We start from the raw sequence: 23,912 nt of genomic DNA on the forward strand, positions 1-23,912 counted from the left end.
AGCATTGGAGGAGAAGCTACGATGTTCAAGACACGAAATACAATGTAAACTACTAAAAATCAGATACATAAAAAAACAATTAGTTGATGACTAAAGAGCAAAAAGATAATTTATTTTTATTAGTTAAGTCTTTAACTAAGTCTGAAAAGCGACAATTTAAATTGTACGTGGGTAGACTTGGAGTGAATTCTGATTCTAAATTTTTAAACCTTTTTAATCTTTTAGACAAAGCTTCAGTGTATAATGAAAACGTTATTTTAAAAAGTGGAGTGGTAAAAAAACAGCAGTTAGCTAATGTTAAAGCACACTTGTATAAGCAAATATTAATTAGTCTTAAATTAAACCCTTCCCATCAAAATATTCGCTCTCAAATAAGAGAACAATTGGATTTTGCATCTATATTATATCATAAAGGATTGTATAGACAGAGTCTTAAAATCTTAGACAAGGCCAAAGAGTTAGCAATAATTAATGAAGAAAAAAACCTTGCTTTTGAGATTGTCGAACTTGAGAAAATTATCGAAACACAGTACATAACTAGAAGTATTAGTAATAGGGCAGATCAATTAACTATTCAGGCAAAAGAATTAAGTGAGTTAAATGTTGTTGCTAGTAAGCTATCTAATTTATCATTACAGCTTTATAGTATAATATTAAAAACGGGTTATGTAAAAAATGAGGAAGAAAGCAAAGCTGTCACGACTTATTTTAATGACAGATTGCCTAAAGTAGATTTATCCGCTTTGGGGTTTAGAGAAAAATTATGGTATTATAAAGCGTATTTGTGGTATAGTTTTTTAACACAGGACTTTTTAAACTGTTATAAATATGCTTTAAAATGGGTGAATTTATTTTATGAAAACCCTAATATGATTAGCTTAAATCCAGTGTTTTTTTTAAAAGGAAATAACTATTTGTTAGAGGCTTTATATTTTATAAAAAATAAAGAAAAATTTGAAACTAAGTTGGCTAGTTTTCATTCTGTTGTTAACCAATCTAATTTTCCCAAGGACGAAAATGTAGCTTCTTTAGTTTTTTTGTATGGTAATTTTCATAAAATAAATTTACACTTTATAGATGGTAGTTTTGATGATGGCTTAATATTGATTCCGGAAATTGAGGCTGAATTAGTTCAATTTGATAATAAAATAGATGCACATCATAAAATGATATTTTATTACAAGTTTGCAAGTTTACATTTTGGAGCTAGTAATAATAAGGAATGTATTAAATACTTAGATAAAATTATTTCAAATAAATCATTGTCAATGCGTGAGGATTTATTGTGTTTTTCTAGAGTTTTAAATTTAGTAGCACATTATGAGGCAGGATTGGATTATCATTTAGAAACCTTATTAAAAAGCACTTACAAGTTTTTAATTAAAATGAACGACTTACATGAAGTGCAAAAAGAGATGATAAAATTTATTAGAGGATTACAAGATATTTATCCTCAGGATATTAAAAAGGAGTTTAAAAAATTATTAGAAACTTTAAAACAATATGAAGACCATCCTTTTGAACGTCGTGCTTTTTTATATTTAGATATTATCTCGTGGTTAGAAAGTAAAATTGAAAATAAGCCAGTGGGTAAAATTGTACGAGACAAATATTTAGAACTATATGCTAAGTCATAATTTATAATATTGTTAAAAATAAATAGTTTGTAGGTAAAAAATAAAGTGATTTTTAAATAAAAACTGATGTTATCAAATAGTCAAATAATTCAAAATTTACAGCTAAAAGCGCAGTTTACCGAAGAAAACAGTATTTAAAAGGTGTTTTTGTTTAAAAAAGAGAATCAAATGTTTTGATAGCATGCTTTTTTTATTACATTTACAATCTCAAATCGGCAATGAAGAAAAATAAAACATTAATAGCAACAGTCTTATTTTTAATAATAAGCATAGTTGGTGTAGCTCAGATAGTAACTCCACCACCTCCAGCACAACAAGTACCTCCAGTAGGGTTGCCAATAGATGGTAATATTATTGTGCTTGTAGTTATAGGTTTGTTATATGGTGTTTATAAGTTGATATCTAAGCGTAAGTCATCAAACATTTAATTCGTTTAGACGCTTTACATACTTTCCAATAACGTCAAATTCTAAGTTTATTTTAGTGCCAATTTTAAATTGTTTAAAATTTGTATGCTCATACGTGTAAGGTATTATGGCTACGCTAAAACTATTTTTTTGAGAGTTTACAACAGTTAGACTTACGCCATTTACTGTAATAGATCCTTTTTCTATTGTAATATTGTTTAGCTCTGGATCGTATTTAAAAGTATACAGCCAGCTTCCGTTAGTTTCTTTGGCTTCTATACATAGTGCTGTTTGGTCTACATGACCTTGTACAATGTGACCATCCAATCTGTCTCCAAGTTTCATAGCACGTTCAATATTTACAATATCATTTATTTGTAAATCTCCAATATTGGTTTTGTCTAAAGTTTCTTTAATTGCAGTAACTTTATATTGGTCATCATTTATTTCAACTACAGTTAAACAGACACCATTGTGTGCAACACTTTGATCTATTTTTAACTGATTGGTAATGGTGCTTTCAATAGTAATATCTAAATTGTCCTTAACTGTTGTTAATTGCTTAACAGTACCTAGTGTTTCAATTATTCCGGTAAACATAAACTTAATCGTATTATTTGGTTAAATTTGCTTTGGTAAATTTACAAACAATAGTTATTAGTATTAATGAAGAAAGAAGAAAATATTAGACTAGGAATATCAATAGGAGACCTAAATGGTATTGGAGCCGAAGTGGTTTTAAGAATATTTGAAGATAATAGGATGTTAGATTTTTGTACGCCAATTATTTTTGCTTCGATCAAAACCATGAGTTTTGTAAAAAATCACCTAAAATTGGATATTAATTTAAATGGTATCCATAATATAAATCAAGCATTACCTGGACGTGTCAATGTTTTAAACTGCTGGAAAGAAAACGTAAACATAAATTTTGGTCAAGAGGATCTTAAAATAGGTGAATACGCAATTAAATCTCTAGTTCAAGCAACAAAAGCGCTAAAGGATGATTTAATAGATGTATTAGTTACAGCTCCAATTAACAAGCATAATATACAATCGGACACTTTTAAGTTTCCTGGTCATACAGACTATCTTAACCAAGAGCTAGAAGGTAATAGTTTAATGTTTATGGTAACTCAAGGATTAAGGGTTGGGTTATTAACAGATCACGTACCAGTAAAAGATATTGCTAATCACATTACCCCTAAACTTATCGAAGAAAAGATTGCGACAGTATATAAATCATTAGTTCAGGACTTTAAAATTAGTAAACCAAAAATTGCTGTTTTAGGCATTAATCCACATACAGGTGATAATGGCGTAATTGGAAGTGAAGACGATACCGTTTTAAGACCAACATTACAAAAAATTAAAGCGACAGGTAAGCTAGTTTTTGGTCCATATGCAGCTGATAGTTTTTTTGGATCAGACAATTACAAAAATTTTGACGCTATAATTGCATCATATCATGATCAAGGATTAATACCATTTAAAACGTTATCTTTTGGTCAAGGTGTAAATTATACCGCAGGATTAAATCGTGTAAGAACATCTCCAGATCATGGAACAGCCTATGAAATAGCAGGAAAAGGAACCGCAGATATCAGTTCTTTTAAAGAAGCTATTTTTACAGGAATACAGATTTTTAACAACAGAAAAGAATACGAAGAGCTTACCAAAAACCCATTAGGATTTTCAAAAAGAAAGATATAAACAAAAAAATGTTTATAAGTCTTTTTAATAAAGAAAATTTTATATATTTGCAGGCTCAAAATAGATGTGGTAATGAAGCAATTAAAAGAATTTACAATACCATTTGTAGGTTTAAAAATAGGAAAACATCATTTTGATTATAGTATAGATCAAACGTTCTTTAATCATTTTGAATATGAAGACTTTAACTCTTGTAATATTAAAGTAGATTTAATTTTAGAAAAAAAATCAACATTATTAGAGTTACATTTTGATATTTCAGGAACAGTAAACGTCAATTGTGATGTTACAAACGAACCATTTGACCTGCCAATAACAACAGAATTTGATTTGGTAGTAAAATTTGGAGACGAGTATAATGATGAGCATATAGACATATTAATCATTCCACATGGAGAATATGAATTAAATGTACAACAATATATATATGAGTCAGTTGTTTTAGCATTACCAAGTAAACGTATACATCCAGGTGTGGAAGACGGAACATTAGATTCTGAAATACTTGACAAATTAGATGAACTTAGCCCAAAGCTAAAAGATAAAAAAGAAGACAAAGAGGAAACAGACCCTCGTTGGAATACATTAAAAAAACTATTAACGGATAAATAATAATATAAAATGGCACATCCTAAGAGAAAAATCTCGAAAACAAGAAGAGATAAGAGAAGAACACATTATAAAGCAGTTGCGCCACAAATTGCAACTTGCCCAACAACAGGTGAAGCTCATTTATACCACAGAGCGCACTGGAGTGAAGGTAAACTTTACTACAGAGGTCAAGTTTTAATTGACAACTCAGTTGAAGAAAACGTAGCATAATTACTATGCATGCATATAGAAAAACGCTCACTTGTGGGCGTTTTTTTTATGATTTGTTTTTCTTTACGTTAAAAAGCATTTACTTTGCATAGAATTAGTCTAAAAAAGAGTAATTTTATTATAATTAAGTCAATATGGGTCATTTTAGACCTTTTTTTGACTAAAATAGCTAAAAAATGAGCAAAATCTCTGCTGCAATTACTGCTGTTGGTGCCTATGTACCAGACTATGTTTTGTCTAACAAGGTACTAGAAACTCTTGTAGACACAAATGATGAATGGATAACATCAAGAACAGGAATAAAAGAGCGTAGAATACTTAAACTAGAAGGCGAAGGGACATCTTACCTAGCCATTAATGCAGCTAAAGACCTGCTTAAAAAACGCAATCTAGACCCTAAAGAAATAGACTTAGTTATTGTCGCAACTGCAACACCAGATTTACCTGTGGCTGCAACAGCGGTTTATACAGCAACCCAAATTGGTGCAACCAATGCATTTGCTTATGATCTGCAAGCAGCGTGTTCTAGCTTTCTTTACGGTTTGTCCACAGCAACTAGCTATATAGAGTCTGGACGTTATAAAAAAATATTACTTATTGGAGCAGATAAAATGTCGTCTATAATAGATTACACAGATCGCGCTACATGCATTATTTTTGGAGATGGTGCAGGAGCTGTTTTATTAGAGCCAAATACAGAAGGTCTAGGTTTTCAGGATGAATACCTTAGAAGTGATGGTTCTGGTAGAGAATTTTTAAAAATTGAAGCAGGTGGATCAATATTACCACCTTCACAGGAAACCATAGACAATAAACAACACTTTGTACACCAAGATGGACGTACAGTATTTAAGTTTGCTGTTTCTAATATGGCTGATGTTTGCGAAAAAATAATGGAACGCAACAACCTTAGTCATGATGATGTATCATGGTTGGTGCCACACCAAGCTAATATGCGTATTATTGACGCAACAGCTAACAGAATGAGCTTACAAGACGATAAAGTCTTAAAAAACATACACAGATATGGTAATACAACCTCTGCAACATTACCATTATTATTAAACGATTTTGAATCCAAGCTTAAAAAAGGAGATAACTTAATATTTGCTGCTTTTGGAGGTGGATTTACTTGGGGTTCTATTTATTTAAAATGGGCTTACAACTCTTAAACTAACTAAAATAAAGATTAATAACTTATAATTATGGATTTAAAAGACATTCAAAACTTAATTAAATTTGTTGCTAAATCAGGAGCAAGTGAAGTTAAATTAGAAACTGACGATGTAAAAATCACGATAAAAACGGGATCAGAAACAGAGACAACTTACGTTCAACAAATTCCTATGCAGGCTCAAATGCCAATGCAGCAAGCAATGCAACAAGCACCAGCAGCACCAGCCTCTACAGAGGCAGCAGCACCTGCAGCTGATGAAAATTCAAAATATATCACTGTTAAATCTCCTATTATAGGGACTTTTTACAGAAAACCATCTCCTGACAAACCATTATTTGTAGAGGTAGGACAAACAATTGCAGAAGGTGATGTACTTTGTATTATCGAAGCAATGAAATTATTTAACGAAATAGAATCTGAAGTATCAGGTAAAATCGTTAAAATATTAGTGGACGATTCTTCTCCTGTAGAGTTTGATCAACCATTATTTTTAGTAGACCCATCTTAATTTTAGATTATTAGTATTTTTTAGCTACTTATAAAGTAGTATAAAATCGAATAATCAAATCGTCTAATTATCTAATTTATACAAGATGTTTAAAAAAGTATTAATTGCCAATAGAGGAGAGATAGCATTACGTGTTATCAGAACCTGTAAAGAAATGGGCATAAAGACCGTTGCAGTATACTCTACTGCAGATGCTGAGAGTTTACACGTCAAATTTGCTGATGAAGCAGTTTGTATTGGACCTCCATCAAGTAGTGAGTCTTATTTAAAAATGTCAAATATTATTGCTGCAGCAGAAATTACAAATGCAGATGCCATCCATCCTGGTTATGGATTTTTATCTGAAAATGCTAAGTTTTCTAAAATCTGTGAAGAACACCAAATTAAATTTATTGGTGCATCTGAAGAGATGATTAACAGAATGGGAGACAAAGCAAACGCTAAAGCAACTATGATTGCTGCAGGTGTACCTGTAGTACCAGGAAGCGAAGGTGTAATAGCAGACTTTAAAGACTGCCTAAAAGTAGCTAAAGAAACAGGATATCCTGTAATGCTTAAAGCTTCTGCAGGTGGTGGTGGTAAAGGTATGCGTGCTGTTTGGAAAGAAGAAGATTTGCAAAATGCTTGGGAGTCTGCTCGTGCAGAATCTAAAGCAGCTTTTGGAAATGATGATATGTACATGGAAAAACTTATTGAAGAGCCACGTCACATCGAAATCCAAATTGTAGGAGATAGCACAGGAAAAGCATGTCACTTATCAGAAAGAGATTGCTCTATCCAACGTCGTCACCAAAAGTTAACAGAAGAAGTACCTTCTCCTTTTATGACAACAGCTTTACGTAAAAAAATGGGTGAAGCAGCTGTAAAAGCAGCAGAATATATTAAATACGAAGGCGCAGGAACAGTAGAGTTTTTAGTAGATAAGCATAGAAATTTCTACTTCATGGAAATGAATACGCGTATCCAAGTAGAGCATCCAATTACAGAGCAAGTTATTGATTTTGACTTAATCCGTGAGCAAATTTTAGTTGCAGCAGGCGTGCCAATTTCTGGAAAAAACTATACTCCAAATTTACATTCTATTGAGTGTCGTATAAATGCAGAAGATCCTTTTAACGACTTCCGTCCATCACCAGGAAAAATCACAACATTACATGCACCAGGTGGTCATGGTGTTAGACTAGACACGCATGTATATGCAGGTTATAGTATTCCTCCAAATTATGACTCAATGATTGCTAAGTTAATCACAACAGCTCAAACTAGAGAAGAAGCTATCAATAAAATGAAGCGTGCTTTAGACGAGTTTGTTATAGAGGGAATTAAAACAACCATTCCTTTTCATAGACAATTAATGGATCATCCAGATTATTTAGCTGGTAATTATACCACTAAATTTATGGAAGATTTTGTTATAGAAAAGCAAATAGAAGAATAAAACTAAGGCTCCGAAATTAATTTCGGAGTTTTTTTTTTATGCATATAACAAATAGCTTCAGTATATTTGAATACTAAAGCAATTTACATGAAAAGTCCTAGTTACCTAAAATACAGTCTTTTGTTATTGGTGTTTTTTTCAATAACATCTTGTTTTGAAATTATTGAAGAGATTGATCTAAATAATGATGGTACAGGTACAATGACCTTTACACTAAACATGAGTAAAAGCAAATCAAAATTAGCTTCAATCATGTTGTTAGACTCTGTTAATGGTTATAAAGTGCCTTCAAAAGCAGATATACAAAAAGGATTAAACGATATGGTTTCGGAGCTTAAAAAAGCAGAAGGTATTACTAATATTGTTAAAACAGCAGATTACGAAAATTTTGTGTTTTCAGTAAAATGTGATTTCAATAAAATCGATAATATCAATAAGATTACTAACAAAATAACTAGTCAACAAAAAAGTAACGCTGCATCTACTTCTTATCTTTTTGATGATAAAAACGGTGTTTTTAAAAGAAAATACACCTATTCTTCAGAAGTAAAAAAACAGTATAATAAATTAAAAACCGAGAATAAAAAGGTGTTTAATGATGCGTCTTATACAGTGATTTATAGATTTGATAACGAGGTAATCAGTCAAAATAATAAACAAGCTAAAATTTCTAATTCTAAAAAAGCAGTCATGCAACGCGTAAGTGCAATGGATGTGATTAATGGTACAGGAGATTTTACCACTCATATCCAATTAAAAAAATAATCCTTAAACTAACACCCAACCAATGAAAAAATTATCATGTATAATCATGCTATGTGCATCTGTATTTTCTTTTGCACAAAATTCAACATCAAAAATCCCAAGTGATGCAGCTGTTGTTGCCACAATAAAAGGAAATAATTTGTTACAATTAATGTCAATAGATGAGTTAAATAACTCGTTTATGGGAACTGAGATTTTAAAAGAATTATCTAGAAAGCAGACTAAATACAACTCGTTGGAAGATTTTGGTTTTGACTTAAATGGCTCTGCTCATTATTTTTTCCAAGCTAATGATAGTATTAATTACAATGCATTTATCGTTCCTTTAAAAAATGTAACTGCTTTTGAAAGTTTTTTAACAACTCAAAGCAAAAAAGAAATCGCAAACGTTAACGGAATAAGATCGTTTAAAGATCATAATCAAGGCGGTATTGTTTGGGATAGCTCAACATTAATTATGGTTGTAGGAAGCACTAACGAGGCGTATTTTCAAAACCCAGAAGTCATGGAGCGTTACGGACTAACAGAAGATGATTACTATGGATACGTAATAGATGATGCTGTTGTAACAACTGCAGAGGATTACGATGATGAAGTTATTGAGGCTGAAGAAGCATATGAGGAAGAAATAGAAGAAACGGTTATCGAGTCTACAGAAAGTGAAGAGGTTTATGAGGACGAGTATATTGAAGAGGAAGCTACTGAGGTTGTGGAATATGATTACAATAATGATACGTCTAACTACCAAATTAAAAGTGCTATAAATAAAAATTGGGCTTTATTAAAGGCAGAGCAGCTTTTAACGCAACAACCAAATCGTTCTATCTTAAAAAATAAATCATATTTAAGTAGTCTAGACAGTAAAGCAGAAGCTACATTATGGGTCAATGACTTTGGTCAATTATACTCTAATATGTTAGGGTCTATGTACTACAATCAATTAGTTGGTTTTGATTTATCAAGCATGTATGCTAATAATGGATTAACAGCTAAATTGTTTTTAGAAAACGACAAAATGGTACTAAATACAAAGTACACTATGTCTGATCAAATGGCAGATAGTTATAAAAAAATGACCTCTAGAAAACTTAATAAAAAGTTTTTAGATTATGTAAATGAAGACAGAATGATTGGCTTTATGAGCTACTCTATAGACACAGAAGCCATGTTAGAAGAGTATCCTAAATTAATGAAGTCTATGTATAGCAACATGCCATACTACGGAGAAGAAGCTAGTTTGGGTATAGATTTATTTTCTTTATTATTAGATGAGGAAGCTGTAGGAGAAGTAATTAATGGAGATTTACTATTTTTATTATCAGGTATATCTCAGCAAGAAGTTACCTATACTACTTACCAATATAATGACGATTATGAGTATGTTGAAGTTGAAAAAACAAAAACAGAAACAATTCCAGATTTTTTATTAATGGCATCTACGGATGAGCCTAGTATGCTTAATAAATTAATCCAATATACTGTAAACAAAGAAATGGCAATTTTTGATAATGGTTATTACACATTTGAAGTCCCAAGAAGCCCACTGGCTATTCACTTTGTAATTAAAGACGGAATTGCTTTTTTAGGTACATCTCAAGTAGAAATGAATAAAATCGTCTCAGGTACATTTGATGCTAAAGTAACATCTAAAACTAAAAAAATGATGTTAGACAATTCTTATTCTGTATTTGTTAGCGCTAAACAATTAGCACAACAACTACCAATAGAAGAGATGGGAATTGACAGAAGTGGTAAGCTAGAATGGTTTTTAAATACTACAGAGGATGCTTATATCACTGCATCAAAAATTAAAGGAAATACAGTTAATAGCGAAATGGTTGTTGGTGTGCCTCCAACCGAAGAAAATGCTTTAAAATATATCTTTAATATCATCGAAAAATTTGCAAAATAATTATTAATGAAAATTAAGAAAATATTAAAAAAAGCAGCCATTATTATTAGTGTGCTGCTTTTGGCTTTTAAAGGCTTTTTAATGTACCGTAATTACACGTCTTACCAAGATGTGATTCATTATAAGGCCAATCAAATAGTTAAGGTGAATATAGACGGTATCGCTCAATCACTAGTGTTAAATGCAATAGCAAATCCTTCATTTTATTTAAAATCAAAAAGAGAGAAAGACACTATTTATGATGACGATGACAAACAAAAAAAAGGATTCAATATTCCAGCAAACATCTTTTTATACACTGTTAAGGGACAACCTATAACTACAGTTTTTACATCCTTTAAAATTTCAGAACAAAACACCTTTAAGGGCTACCTTAAAGCTAATTATAGAGCGGAAGATTTTAAAGATAGCCAAGACTATACTGTTGCAACATTATTTAATAATAGTATGATTATAGCATTTAACAAAACACAAGCAGTTTTAGCTTACAACCCAAGTAAAGAAGATGTAAATCAAGTATTTGAAGATATATTGGTAGACCATAAAACATTAACAAAGTTAGATGTAAAATGGGAGAAATTACAGGATGCAGATGGACATTTTAACTACCTCACAAAAACAGATCATTTGGCTATTAATTTTCAATCTGGAAAAGCTGTAATACAAGGTGATTTTGTGTTGCCTGTATTTTTGGATACACCAAAAGTTTATAAAAGCACAAATTTTTCTAAAGATGCTAGTGTAACATTTAATCTTAATCTACTTTCAACACTAAAGTATGTCAGCTTTAAACACAAAAATCAAGCTGTAGATACAGACAGTTTAGATACATATTATAAAGGTCATATGGCTCTAGAAATTGCTAAATCGACAACACAATTAGATTCAGTAATAACTTATGAGTATAATGACGATTTTGAAAAAGTAGAAACCTTAACAACGGTAACAAAACAAGTACCAGAAATTAATTTGCAATTAACATCTGACGCTTCAAAACTTTATAAATATTTAGAAAAAATAGCCATAGTAAAAGATGGTAAATTAAGTAAAGATATATTTCCTTTGTATCAAGTTAAAATAGATTCTACTAACGCTAAAAGTTTGCAAGCAAGTACCAATTTATCCAATACAGTAAAATCTAAATTAAGCGAAACTTCGGAAGTTTTTGCTTTAAAAGTTTATTTTGAAAGGCTGCAAAAGCAGAATCATTTTCCGCTACTGAATAGTTATTTAGAAAAACTGACAACCTTAAAAATTGTTGGAAATAATTCTAAAAACGAAACGATAGCAATTGATGGTCAATTCAATTTAAAAAACGAAGACATAAATGCGCTCGCACAATTTTTTATTAATCAAAAAGAATAAACAAATTTAGTATCTTATTAAAATGACATTAAGTTATTGGGAAATAAAATCATGGCTAACCAACGTAGATTACACTATTGTTGGTAGTGGAATTGTGGGTTTAAATTGCGCTTTACATTTAAGAAAAAGATTTCCAAAAGCTAACATTTTAATTTTAGAAAAAGGCACCTTACCTCAAGGCGCAAGTACTAAAAATGCAGGTTTTGCCTGTTATGGTAGCTTGTCAGAAATTGTAGATGACCTTAAAACACATAGTGAACAAGAGGTTTTAGACTTGGTTAAAAAACGTGTCAAAGGATTACAAAAATTAAGAGAAAACCTAGGAGACAAAACCATAGATTATCAACAATTAGGAGGTTATGAGTTGTTTAATACTAACAGTGATTTATTTGAAATCTGTCTAGAACAAAAAACGTTAGTCAATAATTTATTGAAATCTGTTTTTGGTGACGACGTTTTTAGTTTAAAAGACAACACCTTTCGCTTTAATAATATTAAGAATCAGTACTGTTTTAATCAATTTGAAGGACAAATAGACACAGGTCTCATGATGGAGGCTTTACTACAAAAAGCGTTCTTAAAAGGCATTAAAATACTTAATAATGTTTCGGTGTCTAGTTTTTCAGAAGATGCCAATACTGTAAAAGTTGATACCAATCAATTTAGTTTTTCAACATCAAAATTATTAATAGCAACAAATGGCTTCGCTTCGGTTTTAAACATTCCTGAAGTTAAACCAGCAAGAGCACAAGTGTTAATTACAAAACCAATAAAAAACCTTCATATAAAAGGCACGTTTCATTTGGATGAAGGGTATTATTATTTCCGAAACATCGATAACAGAATACTATTTGGAGGTGGTCGTAATCTAGATTTTAAAGCAGAAGAAACTACGGATTTGGAACAAACGGACTTAATTCAAAATAAATTAGAATCACTTTTAAACACTACAATTTTACCTAATATATCATTTAAAATAGAGCATCGATGGAGCGGAATTATGGGTGTAGGAACTCAAAAAAAACCAATTGTAAAACAGCTTAGTAATAATGTGTTTTGTGGTGTGCGATTAGGCGGAATGGGAGTTGCAATTGGAAGTTTAATAGGAGAAGAATTAGCAAACCTAATAGAGTAATATGTTTAAAAAAATATTCAAGTTTTTAGCTAAATGTTTACTTTGGTTTATTATTTCAACCGTTGGTGTGGTCATTTTATACAAGTGGATGCCTGTACCAATAACACCATTAATGGTCATTAGATATTTTGAAAAAGACAGTCCAAAATTATTGAATCACGATTGGGAGCCAATAGAAAATATCTCTAAAAATTTACAACTAGCAGTGATTTGTAGCGAAGATCAAATTTTTTTAAGTCACAATGGATTTGATTTAAAAGCAATTGAAAAAGCTTACGAAAACAATAAAAAAGGAAAACGTATTAAAGGTGGAAGTACCATTAGCCAACAAACAGCAAAAAATGTGTTTTTGTGGCCAGAACGTAGTTGGCTACGCAAGGGATTAGAAACGTATTTTACTTTTTTAATAGAGTTGGTTTGGTCCAAAGAGCGCATTATGGAAGTCTATTTAAATAGTATAGAAATGGGTAATGGTGTCTATGGTGCCGAAGCAGCAGCACAATATTGGTTTAAAAAACCAGCATCTAAATTATCAAAATTGGAAGCGTCTGCAATAGCTGCAATTTTGCCAAACCCAAGAAAATACAAGGCTAATCCTGTTACTAATTACATAGCCTTTAGAAAAAGTTGGATAATAAAACAGATGAATTTTTATGGTCCTTTAAATTATAAAACAGAGGATGAATAGAACTGAAAAAATTAAACAAGCATTACATAATGGTTGTGTTTTGTTTACACAAAATAGACTAGATACTATAAATAAAACAATTTCAGAATTACAAGAATCCTTAACCTCTGAGACTAAAAGTAGCGCTGGAGATAAGCATGAAACTGGGCGAGCTATGGTGCAATTAGAACGCGAAAAAGCAGGACATCAATTGGCTCAAATCCAAAAAGTAAATCAATTATTAGCAAAAATAAGTACAGAAAAGACCTCTAAAATTATAGGTTTAGGTAGTGTTGTGTATACTACAAAATCCAATTATTACATTGCTATTAGTGCTGGAGAGCTAGAGGTTGACACTCAAAAATTTTACGCAATTGCAGCCAATACGCCTATTGCACAATTGCTTTTAGGTAAAACCATTGGCGATGATATTGTTTTTAGGGCACAAAATTTTTCAATAACAAATGTTAACTAACGTCTAAGTCAACAATTTTCGAGGTATCTTTAGTGAAATTGAATTAGAAAAAAGTTGAATATAATTCCCTTAAATTTAGAATAAGGAACTAGTATTAAAAACAACATTGGTGTGCCTAAATTACAGCATAATAGAGTCTTGTTAGCTGTCTCTTTTTCGTTGACACATCATGGTGCTTTTAGCGGTTATGCTATTTTGTGATTTCTAAATACTGAGTAGTATTTTTTTCTAAGTTTGTTTTACTTTCAAAAAATACAATGTCATCACCTAATAAGGCTTCAATTAAGTAATAGTGTCCTTTAAAATAAGAGTGCAACACTGTAGCTTTAAGCTCAGAATTGGTTACCATTTTTAATTGATGCGCGTATATTATTGCATCGTTAATTATATTAAACTCGCCAAAAAACGAAGCTATTAATGGTGCTTCTGGATTTTTGAATAAATTTTCTGGGCTATCATTAACAACAATTTTGTTGTTGTATAAAACAATCATTCTGTCTGCAAAACCTAAAACATCTTCTCTGTCATGTGTTGCAACAACGCATGTGATGTTTTTGTCTTTTAAATATCTAAACACATTACGTCTAAGTGATTGTTTTTGGAAATTATCAATATGACTAAAAGGCTCGTCTAATAAAATAATTTCTGGCTGTTTTGCCAATGCACGTGCTAATGCGACGCGCTGTTTTTGACCACCACTTAAGGTTTTTACTTTGGTTTTAGCAAGTTCAGTAAGTTCTACAACTTCTAGTAACTCTGCAGTGCGTTCTTTTTTTTCTTCTGGAAAAAAGTTAGACAGGTGTTTACCAATGTTTTCTTCAACGGTTATATAAGGCATTAAGTCAAATTCTTGAGAGACATATTTCATGAATTCATAACCAACCACAAGATTATATTTAGGACCTAAAATCTCTTGGTCTTTCCAGAAAATCTGACCTTCATTTAAGTCAAATTCGCCAAAAATAAGATTTAAAAGAGTGCTTTTTCCAGAACCGCTTTCGCCAATAATAGCAACGTGTTCACCTTGATTAGCAATTAAAGAGATGTCTTTTAAAACAGGTGTTTTATTATACGAAAAAGAAAGATTTTTTACTGCTAGCATAGTCGTGCAAAAATAGTATAAAAAAACCGCTCCAAATGGAACGGTTTTGAAATTTATTATTGTTTTTTAATTCCATCCACCACCTAAAGCTTGATATAGTTTTACATTAGCTAATAATTGGTCGCGTTTAGTTTCTATAATTTCAATTTTAGAATCTAATGCTTCTCTTTGTGTAAGGAGTACTTCTGTATATTCTGCTCTTGCAGATTTAAAAAGTCTAATAGAAAGATCTATAGCTTCCGTAAGTGCCTCCACTTGTTCTGTTTTTAAAAGGTAACTTTTGTTTAAATTCTCTACATTAGATAATTGATTTTCTACTTCTATAAACGCATTTAAAATCGTTTTTTCGTATTCATAAATAATCTGAAGTTGCTTGTTACTGGCAGTTTTATATTCTGCTTTAATTGCATTTCGGTTAATTAATGGAGCGATTATATCTCCAATTAAAGAATACGCTAAAGATTCTGGTGTGCTAGTTAAAAATTTAGGTTTAAAAGCTTCTAATCCAACACCAGCTTTAATACCAATGGAAGGATAGAAATTTGCCTTAGCTATATTTACGTTTAACTTTGAGGCAGATAACTCTAGTTCAGCTTGTCTAATATCTGGTCGATTGGCTAATAATTGTGAGGGTACACCAGAGTGCATAACGTCTACTTCTTTAGTTATAAAATCATTAGAATTTCTGATTACTGTTTGTGGGTATCTTCCAACTAAAAAATTAATCAAATTTTCTGTTTCTACTATTTTTTGCTGAATTTGATATTTATTACTTTTATTTTTAAAAACCTCAGCCTCAAAGCGTCTAACAGCTAGCTGTGTTGCTCTAGCAGCTTCTTTTTGAAGCTTTACCATTTTTAAAGCACTTTGTTGTAAGTCTAAGTTCTGTTTAACTATAGTAAGTTGGTTATCCAAAGCAATAAGCTCATAATAGGCACTTGCTATTTCTGAAACTAATTGCGTAACCATAAAGTTTTTACCTTGGATAGTTGCTAAATATTCTAAAACTGCTGATTTTTTACCATTTCTAAGTTTTTTCCAAATATCCAATTCCCAAGAGGCAGAAAGTCCTGCCGAAAAGTTGGTTAATGGTTCCGGAAATTCTTCATGTTCACGTATGTCTAAGTGTTGCTCTACAGCACCATTTCTGGTGAATTCACCAACTTTATCAATTTCCGCACCAGCGTAAACACCTACATAAGGTAAATAGTCTCCTTTTTTAGCTTTTATTTCGTTTTCAGCCATATTAATTTGCTGTAGCATCATATTTAATTCTTGATTATTAGCTAATGCCAAGTCTATCAAGTTTGTTAAATTTTGGTCGGAAAAAAAGTCTTTCCACTTTACAACTGCTGTGTTTAGTGTATCACTACTATTGTTACTGTAAGTCTCAGAAATGGTTTTATTTTCTTCTCTTATCGCTATTTGTGTTGGCACACATGATTGTAATAATAGTACAATCATGATGCTAACAACAAAAAGATGTTTTATGGTTTTATTATTCATCTTTATTTTTTTTGCTTAGTTTTTTTAATAGATTTTTTAGTTTAACAATCTGCTCAGTATTCTTTTTAGTTTGTTGTCCAGCAGATTCACTATTTCTAATAAATTCTTCAGATAAAGGCTCAAGCGACTCATCTTTTATTAGACTTTTTCCTTCAGCCATTTTGGCGAAAATGTAATATAATCCTGGAATAATTAATACTCCACCAATAGTCCCTATTAACATACCTCCTAATGATGAACTTCCTATGGTTTTATTAGCAATTGCTCCTGCACCTGTTGCTATTATTAAGGGAATTAATCCTGCAATAAAAGCAAAGGACGTCATTAAAATAGGTCTAAATCTAGCTTTGGAACCCTCAATTGCTGCTTCTAGAATTGTAGCGCCTTGTCTTTGTTTTTGTACTGCAAACTCCACAATTAATACTGCGTTTTTACCAAGTAGTCCTACTAACATGATTACTCCAATTTGTGCATAAACATCATTAGCTAATCCCATTGCTTTTAATAGGAAAAATGATCCAAAAACACCCACAGGAAGTGATAAAATAACCACCAATGGTAATAAAAAACTTTCGTATTGTGCAGCTAACACAAAGTAGACAAATACTAAAACTATAATAAATATATAAGTCGATTCATTACCTCTACTGGCTTCATCATAGGACAGGCCTTCCCAAGCGATGTCATATCCATTGGGTAGCTCTTTTTTAGCTACTTCGTTTATCGCGTTTATGGCGTCACCACTTGTATATCCTGAAGCAGGTAACCCTCTTATTGACGCAGAATTGTAAAGGTTATATCGTGTAATTTCATTTGGTCCTAATTTTTTTTCAATAGACATAAAAGCAGAGTATGGTACCATATCTCCTTCTTCGTTTTTAACATAAAGCTTTTCTAGATCAGATGGTAGTCTTCTATATTCTGGTGCTGCTTGTGTGTATACTTTAAAGAATCTACCAAATCGAATAAAACCTTGCTCGTAAGTACTACCAATTAAAATATTTAAATTTTCCATTGCTTTACTAATAGTTACTCCTTTTTGCATAGCAATTTTGTTGTTTATTTTTAACTCATATTGAGGATAGTTTGCAGAAAAGAAAGTAAATAATCCAGTAAGCTCTTTACGTTTGGACAATGCAGCTATAAAGGCGTTATTAATCTTTTCAAAATGTTGATAATCTGTAGAGTTGGTTTTGTCTAGTAAGCGCATTGCAAATCCACCAGAAGATCCAAAACCAGGTACTGCAGGAGGCTCAAAATACTCGATAACAGCTCCTAAATCTTTGGTTTCTTCTTCAAGTTCTTCCATTATCTCATGCACAGAGTGGTGACGATCTGACCAAGGTTTTAAATTAATTAAACACGTACCAGCATTAGAGCCTCGACCTTCTGTCATAATCTCATAACCAGCAAGTGATGACACAGATTCTACACCTTCGGTTTCTTCACAAATTTTTTGAAGTTTTTTAGCAACTTCATTTGTACGTTCTAAAGTTGCTCCAGGAGGCGTTTGGATAATGGCATAAATCATTCCCTGATCCTCGTTAGGTATAAAACCAGCAGGTAATACTTTATTAGTAAAATATATTCCTGCACAAAATGCTGCTAATATCCCAAAGGTTATAATACGTCGCGCTACTATTTTGTTTAGTACTGCTACGTATTTTCCTGTAAGTTTTTCAAAACCATTATTAAACCAAAGTATAAATTTATCTACAATAGATTTTTTAGTTTTCCCATGGTTATTTTTAAGTAGCATTGCACATAAAACTGGTGTTAATGTTAATGCTACAATTGCTGAAATTACAATTGAACCAGCCATAGTAATCGAAAATTGACGATAAAATACACCAACAGGACCTGTCATAAATGAAATAGGTATAAAAACCGAAACCATTACTAAGGTTATGGCTACAATTGCTCCTCCAATTTCGCCTAATACTTCATAAGATGCTTTGTAGGGTGTGAGGTGGTCTTCTTCCATTTTAACATGGACTGCTTCCACAACAACAATAGCATTGTCTACTACAATACCAATTGCTAATACTAATGCAAAAAGAGTAATTAAGTTAATTGACAACCCAAATAATTGCATTACAAAAAAGGCACCAATTAAGGATACAGGTACTGCAATGATTGGTATTAGTGTCGAGCGCCAATCTCCTAAAAATAAAAAGACAACAATGGCTACTAAAATAAAGGCATCTCTAAGGGTATGTAAAACCTGCTCTATAGACGCGTCTAAAAAGTTAGACACATCATAACTAATTTGGAAATCTACATCAGGTGGTAAATCTACTTCTAGCTCTGCTAATTTGGCTTTTACCTCTTTAATAACATCACTACCATTACTACCAAACGTTTGTTTTAGGACTATTGAGGCGGATGGTTTACCATCTAAATTAGAATAAATGTCAAAAAATTCACTACCTAAATTTACATCAGCAATATCTTTAAGTTGAATGGTTTCACCTTCTTTATTTGCTCGAACAATGATGTTTTTATATTGATCAGGTTCGTTATATCTATTTTGATAGGTTAGTACATATTCTAAAGATTGTGCAGTTTTACCAGAACTTCTACCTAAACGACCAGGTCTAGCTAAAATGCTTTGCTCTTCCATTGCTTCTAAAACTTCTTCTGCAGAAATATTATAGGCACGCATACGATCTGGTTTTAACCAAACACGCATTGCGTATTTTCTGCTTCCTAAAATTTGTGCACTTGCAATCCCTTTAATACGCTGTATTTCTGGGATTATTTTGGTATATGCATAGTTATATAAAAACTTTTCGTCGTTGTGCTTATCTGTACTAGATAGGTTAACGTACATTAACATACTAGGTTGCACAGGTGTTATAATTACACCTTCACGTTGCACTAACTCTGGTAATAATGGCATGACCTGATCCACACGTGTTTTAACCCTAACAACAGCTTCGTTAGGATCTGTTCCTGGTTCAAAAATCACACGTACTGTAGCTTCACCAGCACTTGTTGCATCTGATGCTATATAACGCATGTCTTGCACACCATTTATGGCTGTTTCTAGCGGAATTAAGGTAGAGTTTACTAATACCTCTGAACTAGAACCAGGATAGGCTATAAAAATATTTACTGTTGTTGGTGCTATTTGAGGGAATTGAGATATAGGGAGTTGCTTGATAGCTAAACCACCTATAAATAAGATGATAACCGAAATGACAATAGCCAAAACGGGTCTTTTTATAAATTGTTTAAACATGTCTTTTGAAGATTAAATTCTAAAATTATTCAGCGTATAAGTCTAACTCAGACATTACTTTGGTTGGCTCTAAAAACTTGGTTTCTATTTTTTGATTGTTTTTAACCATTTTTATACCTTCTAATAAAATCGTGTCGTTTTGCGAAAGCCCTTTGCTTATTATAAATAGATGTGGTAGCTCTGCTCCAATTGTAATTTCTTTTTGTTTTACTACATTATTTTTATCTATTACAAAAACATAGGTTTTATCTAACACTTCAAAAGTGGCTTTTTGTGGTATAATTATAACATCTTTAAAAGGGATAGACATTAATACACTACCAGTTTCGCCATGTCTTAAAATACCATCAGGATTAGGAAACGTGGCTCTAAAAGCAATATTTCCGGTTTCGCTATTAAACTCTCCTTCTATAGTTTCAACAATGCCTTTTTGGTTAAATGGTTTGTTATTAGCCATTAGTAAGCCAACTTCTTTTTTAACGTCTTTGTCTGTGCTTGTTATATAATCTAGGTATTCCGCTTCTGGTACGTTAAAATACACCCACATTTTACTATTGTCAGACAACGTGGTTAGTAACTCTCCTTCGTCCAAAAGACTTCCTTCTCTTGCTTCTAAATGGTCCATGATACCATCAAAAGGTGCGGTTATTTTAGTAAAACCTAAATGAGTTTGTGCTAAAGCAACTTCAGCATTTGCTTTATCTAAATTGGCATTTGCCATAGCTAATTCATTTTGAGAAACGACATTGCCTTCTGCTAATAGTTTAGTGTTTTGTAATTCAATTTGTGCAGCATTAGATTCGGCTTTAGCCTTTTGTAGTTCGGCTTGATAAATATTTGGCATTATCTGGAACATAGGTTGTCCCTTTTTAACGTGTTGACCTTCGTCTACAAATATACTTTTGAGATAACCTTTCTCTAAAGCTCTTAATTCTATATGTCTTATGGAGTGAATTTGACTAACATAGTCCTTAATTATAGTGGTGTCTTTTTTGATAGGATTTGTAACAAGAAAAGCAACATGTTCTTTCTTTTCTTCTTTTTTAGTTTCGCAACTTGTATGAAATAGACATGCGAATAAACCCATGAAAATGAAGATTTTTTTCATAATTTTTTATTTAAAATAAATTGGTAAAATAAAATGTGATTGTAGCCAGTCATTGCCAATAAGGCATATGACTGGCTATTTGTGTTATGTTAAATGTTTTGTAAGTAATAAACCAATTGCAAATTGGTTTTAAAAAAGAAAGAAAATCAGATTATAAAAACCTCTAATCTAATGTGAAGTTTTGTCGAAGGTTGACAAAAAGTTTGTTTGTAATGGTTAGCCTCTGCTTGAAGTTGAGAGGATAAATCGCTTAATAATTGAGCGTTTAAAAATGCAGCTATATAGCTACCAAAAGAATTTATAGTGGTATTTGTTACCGATTCTTCATTTTCTGCTTCTTCACTTTCTGTATAATCAAAAATTAATTGGTTGTCTTGATTATTGAAAATTGAAAAGTGAGCGGATTGACTTGAGATGTCATCTATTGAAACTGGGATTGTTGTTTCAGATTTAGATGTACTAATTAAAGTGAAATTATTATCTAATGTACTATTTGCAAATACGTTTATTACTCCTGAGAATAACAAGAGTATTATTAGCGTCAAATATTTAGAGATAATTTGTTTCATTTTATGGATGCAAAATTATATCAATTGACTAATATCACCAAAATAAAGATTGTTTTTTATGTGTTATTTAAGACTAGAAATATAATATACAAAAAACCTGTAGGATATTGTACCTACAGGTTTTTAATACGTTGTATGTGTTTGTTTTAATCTTTAAAGTCTTCGATTTCGGTTGGTAAAATTTCAAAACCCATATTGTATAATGTAAATCCGTAAATGTCAGCATATTGCTCTATAGTTTTACTTACAGGTGTTCCTGCTCCATGTCCTGCATCAGTTTCTATTCTGATTAAAACAGGATTGTTTCCGGTTTGTTTAGCTTGTAATTCTGCAGCAAATTTAAAACTGTGTGCAGGTACAACTCTGTCGTCATGGTCACCTGTTGTAACCATCGTAGCTGGATATTGTGTGCCTTCTTTTACATTATGTACAGGAGAGTAGCCTAGTAAATAATCAAACATTTCTTTATTATCTTCTGCAGTACCATAGTCATAAGCCCAACCTGCTCCAGCTGTAAACGTGTGGTAACGTAACATGTCTAAAACACCAACCGCAGGTAAAGCTACCTTCATTAAATTTGGACGTTGGGTCATTGTTGCTCCAACTAGAAGACCTCCATTAGAACCACCTCTAATAGCTAAAAAGTCTGATGAGGTATATTTTTGATTAATAAGGTACTCTGCAGCAGCAATAAAATCGTCAAACACATTTTGTTTTTTAAGTTGTGTTCCTGCATCGTGCCATGCTTTTCCGTATTCACCTCCACCACGAAGATTAGGTACAGCATATATACCACCTTGTTCCATCCATACAGCATTAGCAATGCTAAAACTAGGTGTTAAACTTACATTAAAACCACCATAACCATATAGGATTGTTGGGTTTTTACCATCAAGCGTTAATCCTTTTTTATGTGTAATAATCATTGGTACTTTTGTACCATCTTTTGAGTTATAAAAGACTTGTTTGCTTTCGTAATTTTCAGGATTAAAATCAATATTAGGTTTACGGAATAGCTCTGAAGTTCCGGTTTCAATATCATATTTATAAATACTTCCTGGAGTTACATAGTTTGTAAATGAATAGTATAATTCTTTTTCTTCCTTTTTAGCACCAAATCCACTAGCACTTCCTACACCAGGAAGTTTTACTTCCCTTACTAATTTACCATCGTAGTCGTACTGCATTACTTTAGATACTGCATCTACCATATACTCAGTAAAAAAGTAGCCACCTGCTGTTGATGGGTTTAATACATTTTTAGTTTCTGGAATAAAATCTACCCAGTTTTCTGGTGTTGGATTTGAGGCATCAACGGTAACTATTTTTTTGTTAGGTGCATTATGATTTGTTACTAAGAATAATTTTGAGCCTTCGTTTTCAATTACATAAGTGTCGCTATCTGTGTTGCCAATAATCTCTACTAATTTTGAGTTTGGTTGTGTTAAATCCTTAATGTATAATTTGTTTCCAGAGGTCGATACACGTGGCGATATTATTAAATATCGATCATCCTCTGTTACGCTTCCGTAGATATATCTGTGTTTTTCAGAAGCTGTTCCTCCAAAAATTAACTGATCTTCTTTTTGCGACGTCCCTAGTTTATGGTAATATACTTTGTGCTGATCTGTTTTTGCAGATAACTCGCTACCTTTTGGTTTGTCATAGCTTGAGTAATAAAAGCCTTCGTTTTTGTACCAAGACATTCCGCTAAATTTTATATCTACTAAGGTGTCTTCGATAATTGTTTTAGACTGGGTGTCCATTACTAAAATTTTTCGCCAATCACTTCCACCTTCAGAAATTGCGTAGGCTAGTATCTTTCCGTTTTTAGAAAAGCTAGTACCTCCAAGCGATATAGTACCATCTTCCTTAAATGTATTTGGGTCTAAAAACACGGTTGCTGTACTTGGGTCTTCTCCGGTTTTATAACGGTAGATTACATACTGGTTTTGTAAGCCATCGTTTTTATAAAAATAGGTATAGTCACCCTCTACAAAAGGCGCTCCAATTTTTTCATAATTCCATAACTTCTCTAAACGTTGCTTTAGTTTTTTTCTGTAAGGAATATTGTCTAAATAAGCATAAGTAGTTTTATTTTCTGCTTTTACCCAAGCTTCTGTCTCTGGACTTCTGTCATCCTCTAACCATCTGTAAGGGTCTTCTACATCTGTACCAAAATAGTTAGTTACAGTGTCAACCTTACTAGTTGTTGGGTAGTCTATTACGATACTTTTTTCTTTTTTTGTTGCTTCTTTTTTACAAGACATAATAGTTATTACGGTTAAAATACCAATAGCTAGTTTTTTCATGTTGAAGGGATGGTTTAATTATGTGAATAAAATTAACCAAAAAAGCACAT

At 31.8% G+C, this 23,912-nt stretch carries 21 protein-coding genes; 14 read left to right on the top strand and 7 right to left on the bottom strand.

Going from position 1 to position 23,912, the window contains the following annotated elements:
- Positions 1–86 precede the first annotated feature (86 nt).
- Together JM82_RS13800 and JM82_RS13805 are read left to right on the top strand one after the other, a co-directional pair.
- Positions 87–1,637: a hypothetical protein gene (locus JM82_RS13800; RefSeq protein WP_145005186.1), complete on the top strand. Its 1,551-nt coding sequence runs from the start codon at positions 87–89 to the stop codon at positions 1,635–1,637.
- Between the two features lie 218 nt (positions 1,638–1,855).
- Complete coding sequence (locus JM82_RS13805; protein ID WP_145005189.1) at positions 1,856–2,065, top strand: hypothetical protein; 210 nt, start codon at positions 1,856–1,858, stop codon at positions 2,063–2,065.
- Here the strand turns inward: JM82_RS13805 and JM82_RS13810 are convergent.
- Positions 2,054–2,644, bottom strand: a complete 591-nt coding sequence (locus tag JM82_RS13810) for a riboflavin synthase (RefSeq protein WP_145005192.1) — start codon at positions 2,642–2,644, stop codon at positions 2,054–2,056. The two genes, JM82_RS13805 and JM82_RS13810, sit on opposite strands and share 12 nt — an antisense overlap.
- Positions 2,645–2,710: 66 nt before the next feature.
- On the opposite strand from JM82_RS13810, the gene pdxA reads away from it, so the two are divergent.
- The 12 genes from pdxA (at position 2,711) to JM82_RS13870 (ending at position 14,021) form a co-directional block, all read left to right on the top strand.
- Positions 2,711–3,757: a 4-hydroxythreonine-4-phosphate dehydrogenase PdxA gene (gene pdxA, locus JM82_RS13815; protein ID WP_145005195.1), complete on the top strand. Its 1,047-nt coding sequence runs from the start codon at positions 2,711–2,713 to the stop codon at positions 3,755–3,757.
- Positions 3,758–3,829: 72 nt separating this feature from the next.
- Positions 3,830–4,369, top strand: a complete 540-nt coding sequence (locus tag JM82_RS13820; RefSeq protein WP_145005198.1) for a YceD family protein — start codon at positions 3,830–3,832, stop codon at positions 4,367–4,369.
- A gap of 9 nt (positions 4,370–4,378) precedes the next feature.
- Positions 4,379–4,579 carry a 50S ribosomal protein L32 gene (rpmF, locus tag JM82_RS13825; protein ID WP_028282597.1) on the top strand — a complete coding sequence of 67 codons (201 nt, stop codon included), beginning with the start codon at positions 4,379–4,381 and terminating at the stop codon, positions 4,577–4,579.
- 176 nt (positions 4,580–4,755) lie between these two features.
- Positions 4,756–5,751, top strand: coding sequence for a beta-ketoacyl-ACP synthase III (locus tag JM82_RS13830; RefSeq protein ID WP_145005201.1), 996 nt, complete (start codon positions 4,756–4,758; stop codon positions 5,749–5,751).
- Between the two features lie 33 nt (positions 5,752–5,784).
- Positions 5,785–6,264: an acetyl-CoA carboxylase biotin carboxyl carrier protein gene (accB, locus tag JM82_RS13835; protein WP_145005204.1), complete on the top strand. Its 480-nt coding sequence runs from the start codon at positions 5,785–5,787 to the stop codon at positions 6,262–6,264.
- An 85-nt stretch (positions 6,265–6,349) separates the two neighbouring features.
- The gene (gene accC, locus JM82_RS13840; protein WP_145005207.1) at positions 6,350–7,702 is read left to right on the top strand and encodes an acetyl-CoA carboxylase biotin carboxylase subunit; all 1,353 of its coding nucleotides are present in this window, start codon (positions 6,350–6,352) and stop codon (positions 7,700–7,702) included.
- An 87-nt stretch (positions 7,703–7,789) separates the two neighbouring features.
- Complete coding sequence (locus JM82_RS13845; protein WP_145005210.1) at positions 7,790–8,467, top strand: hypothetical protein; 678 nt, start codon at positions 7,790–7,792, stop codon at positions 8,465–8,467.
- 22 nt (positions 8,468–8,489) lie between these two features.
- Positions 8,490–10,379, top strand: coding sequence for a hypothetical protein (locus tag JM82_RS13850; protein ID WP_145005213.1), 1,890 nt, complete (start codon positions 8,490–8,492; stop codon positions 10,377–10,379).
- Positions 10,380–10,385: 6 nt separating this feature from the next.
- On the top strand, positions 10,386–11,744 hold the full coding sequence (locus JM82_RS13855) for a hypothetical protein (protein ID WP_145005216.1): 1,359 nt from the start codon (positions 10,386–10,388) through the stop codon (positions 11,742–11,744).
- A 22-nt stretch (positions 11,745–11,766) separates the two neighbouring features.
- Positions 11,767–12,879 carry an NAD(P)/FAD-dependent oxidoreductase gene (locus JM82_RS13860; protein ID WP_145005219.1) on the top strand — a complete coding sequence of 371 codons (1,113 nt, stop codon included), beginning with the start codon at positions 11,767–11,769 and terminating at the stop codon, positions 12,877–12,879.
- A gap of 1 nt (position 12,880) precedes the next feature.
- A complete protein-coding gene (mtgA, locus tag JM82_RS13865) occupies positions 12,881–13,567 on the top strand; it encodes a monofunctional biosynthetic peptidoglycan transglycosylase (RefSeq protein WP_145005222.1) in 687 nt (228 codons plus the stop codon).
- The gene (locus JM82_RS13870; RefSeq protein ID WP_145005226.1) at positions 13,560–14,021 is read left to right on the top strand and encodes a 3-oxoacyl-ACP synthase; all 462 of its coding nucleotides are present in this window, start codon (positions 13,560–13,562) and stop codon (positions 14,019–14,021) included. Before mtgA ends, JM82_RS13870 begins: the two co-directional genes overlap by 8 nt.
- Positions 14,022–14,211: 190 nt before the next feature.
- Here JM82_RS13870 and JM82_RS13875 read toward each other — a convergent pair whose 3' ends face one another.
- From JM82_RS13875 to JM82_RS13900, 6 genes are all read right to left on the bottom strand, one after another.
- Positions 14,212–15,123, bottom strand: coding sequence for an ABC transporter ATP-binding protein (locus tag JM82_RS13875; RefSeq protein ID WP_145005229.1), 912 nt, complete (start codon positions 15,121–15,123; stop codon positions 14,212–14,214).
- Between the two features lie 66 nt (positions 15,124–15,189).
- Positions 15,190–16,629 (bottom strand): TolC family protein, encoded by a 1,440-nt coding sequence (locus JM82_RS13880; protein WP_145005232.1) that lies wholly within the window; start codon positions 16,627–16,629, stop codon positions 15,190–15,192.
- A complete protein-coding gene (locus tag JM82_RS13885) occupies positions 16,622–19,873 on the bottom strand; it encodes an efflux RND transporter permease subunit (protein ID WP_145005235.1) in 3,252 nt (1,083 codons plus the stop codon). Before JM82_RS13885 ends, JM82_RS13880 begins: the two co-directional genes overlap by 8 nt.
- Before the next feature lie 25 nt (positions 19,874–19,898).
- Entirely contained in the window at positions 19,899–20,981 is a 1,083-nt protein-coding gene (locus JM82_RS13890; protein ID WP_145005238.1) for an efflux RND transporter periplasmic adaptor subunit, read from the bottom strand.
- Positions 20,982–21,127: 146 nt separating this feature from the next.
- The gene (locus tag JM82_RS13895) at positions 21,128–21,550 is read right to left on the bottom strand and encodes a hypothetical protein (RefSeq protein WP_145005242.1); all 423 of its coding nucleotides are present in this window, start codon (positions 21,548–21,550) and stop codon (positions 21,128–21,130) included.
- Between the two features lie 146 nt (positions 21,551–21,696).
- Positions 21,697–23,862, bottom strand: a complete 2,166-nt coding sequence (locus JM82_RS13900) for a prolyl oligopeptidase family serine peptidase (RefSeq protein WP_145005245.1) — start codon at positions 23,860–23,862, stop codon at positions 21,697–21,699.
- Positions 23,863–23,912: the final 50 nt, after the last annotated feature.

The sequence above is a fragment of the Olleya sp. Hel_I_94 genome (assembly GCF_007827365.1).
In the GTDB taxonomy this organism is placed as follows: domain Bacteria; phylum Bacteroidota; class Bacteroidia; order Flavobacteriales; family Flavobacteriaceae; genus Olleya.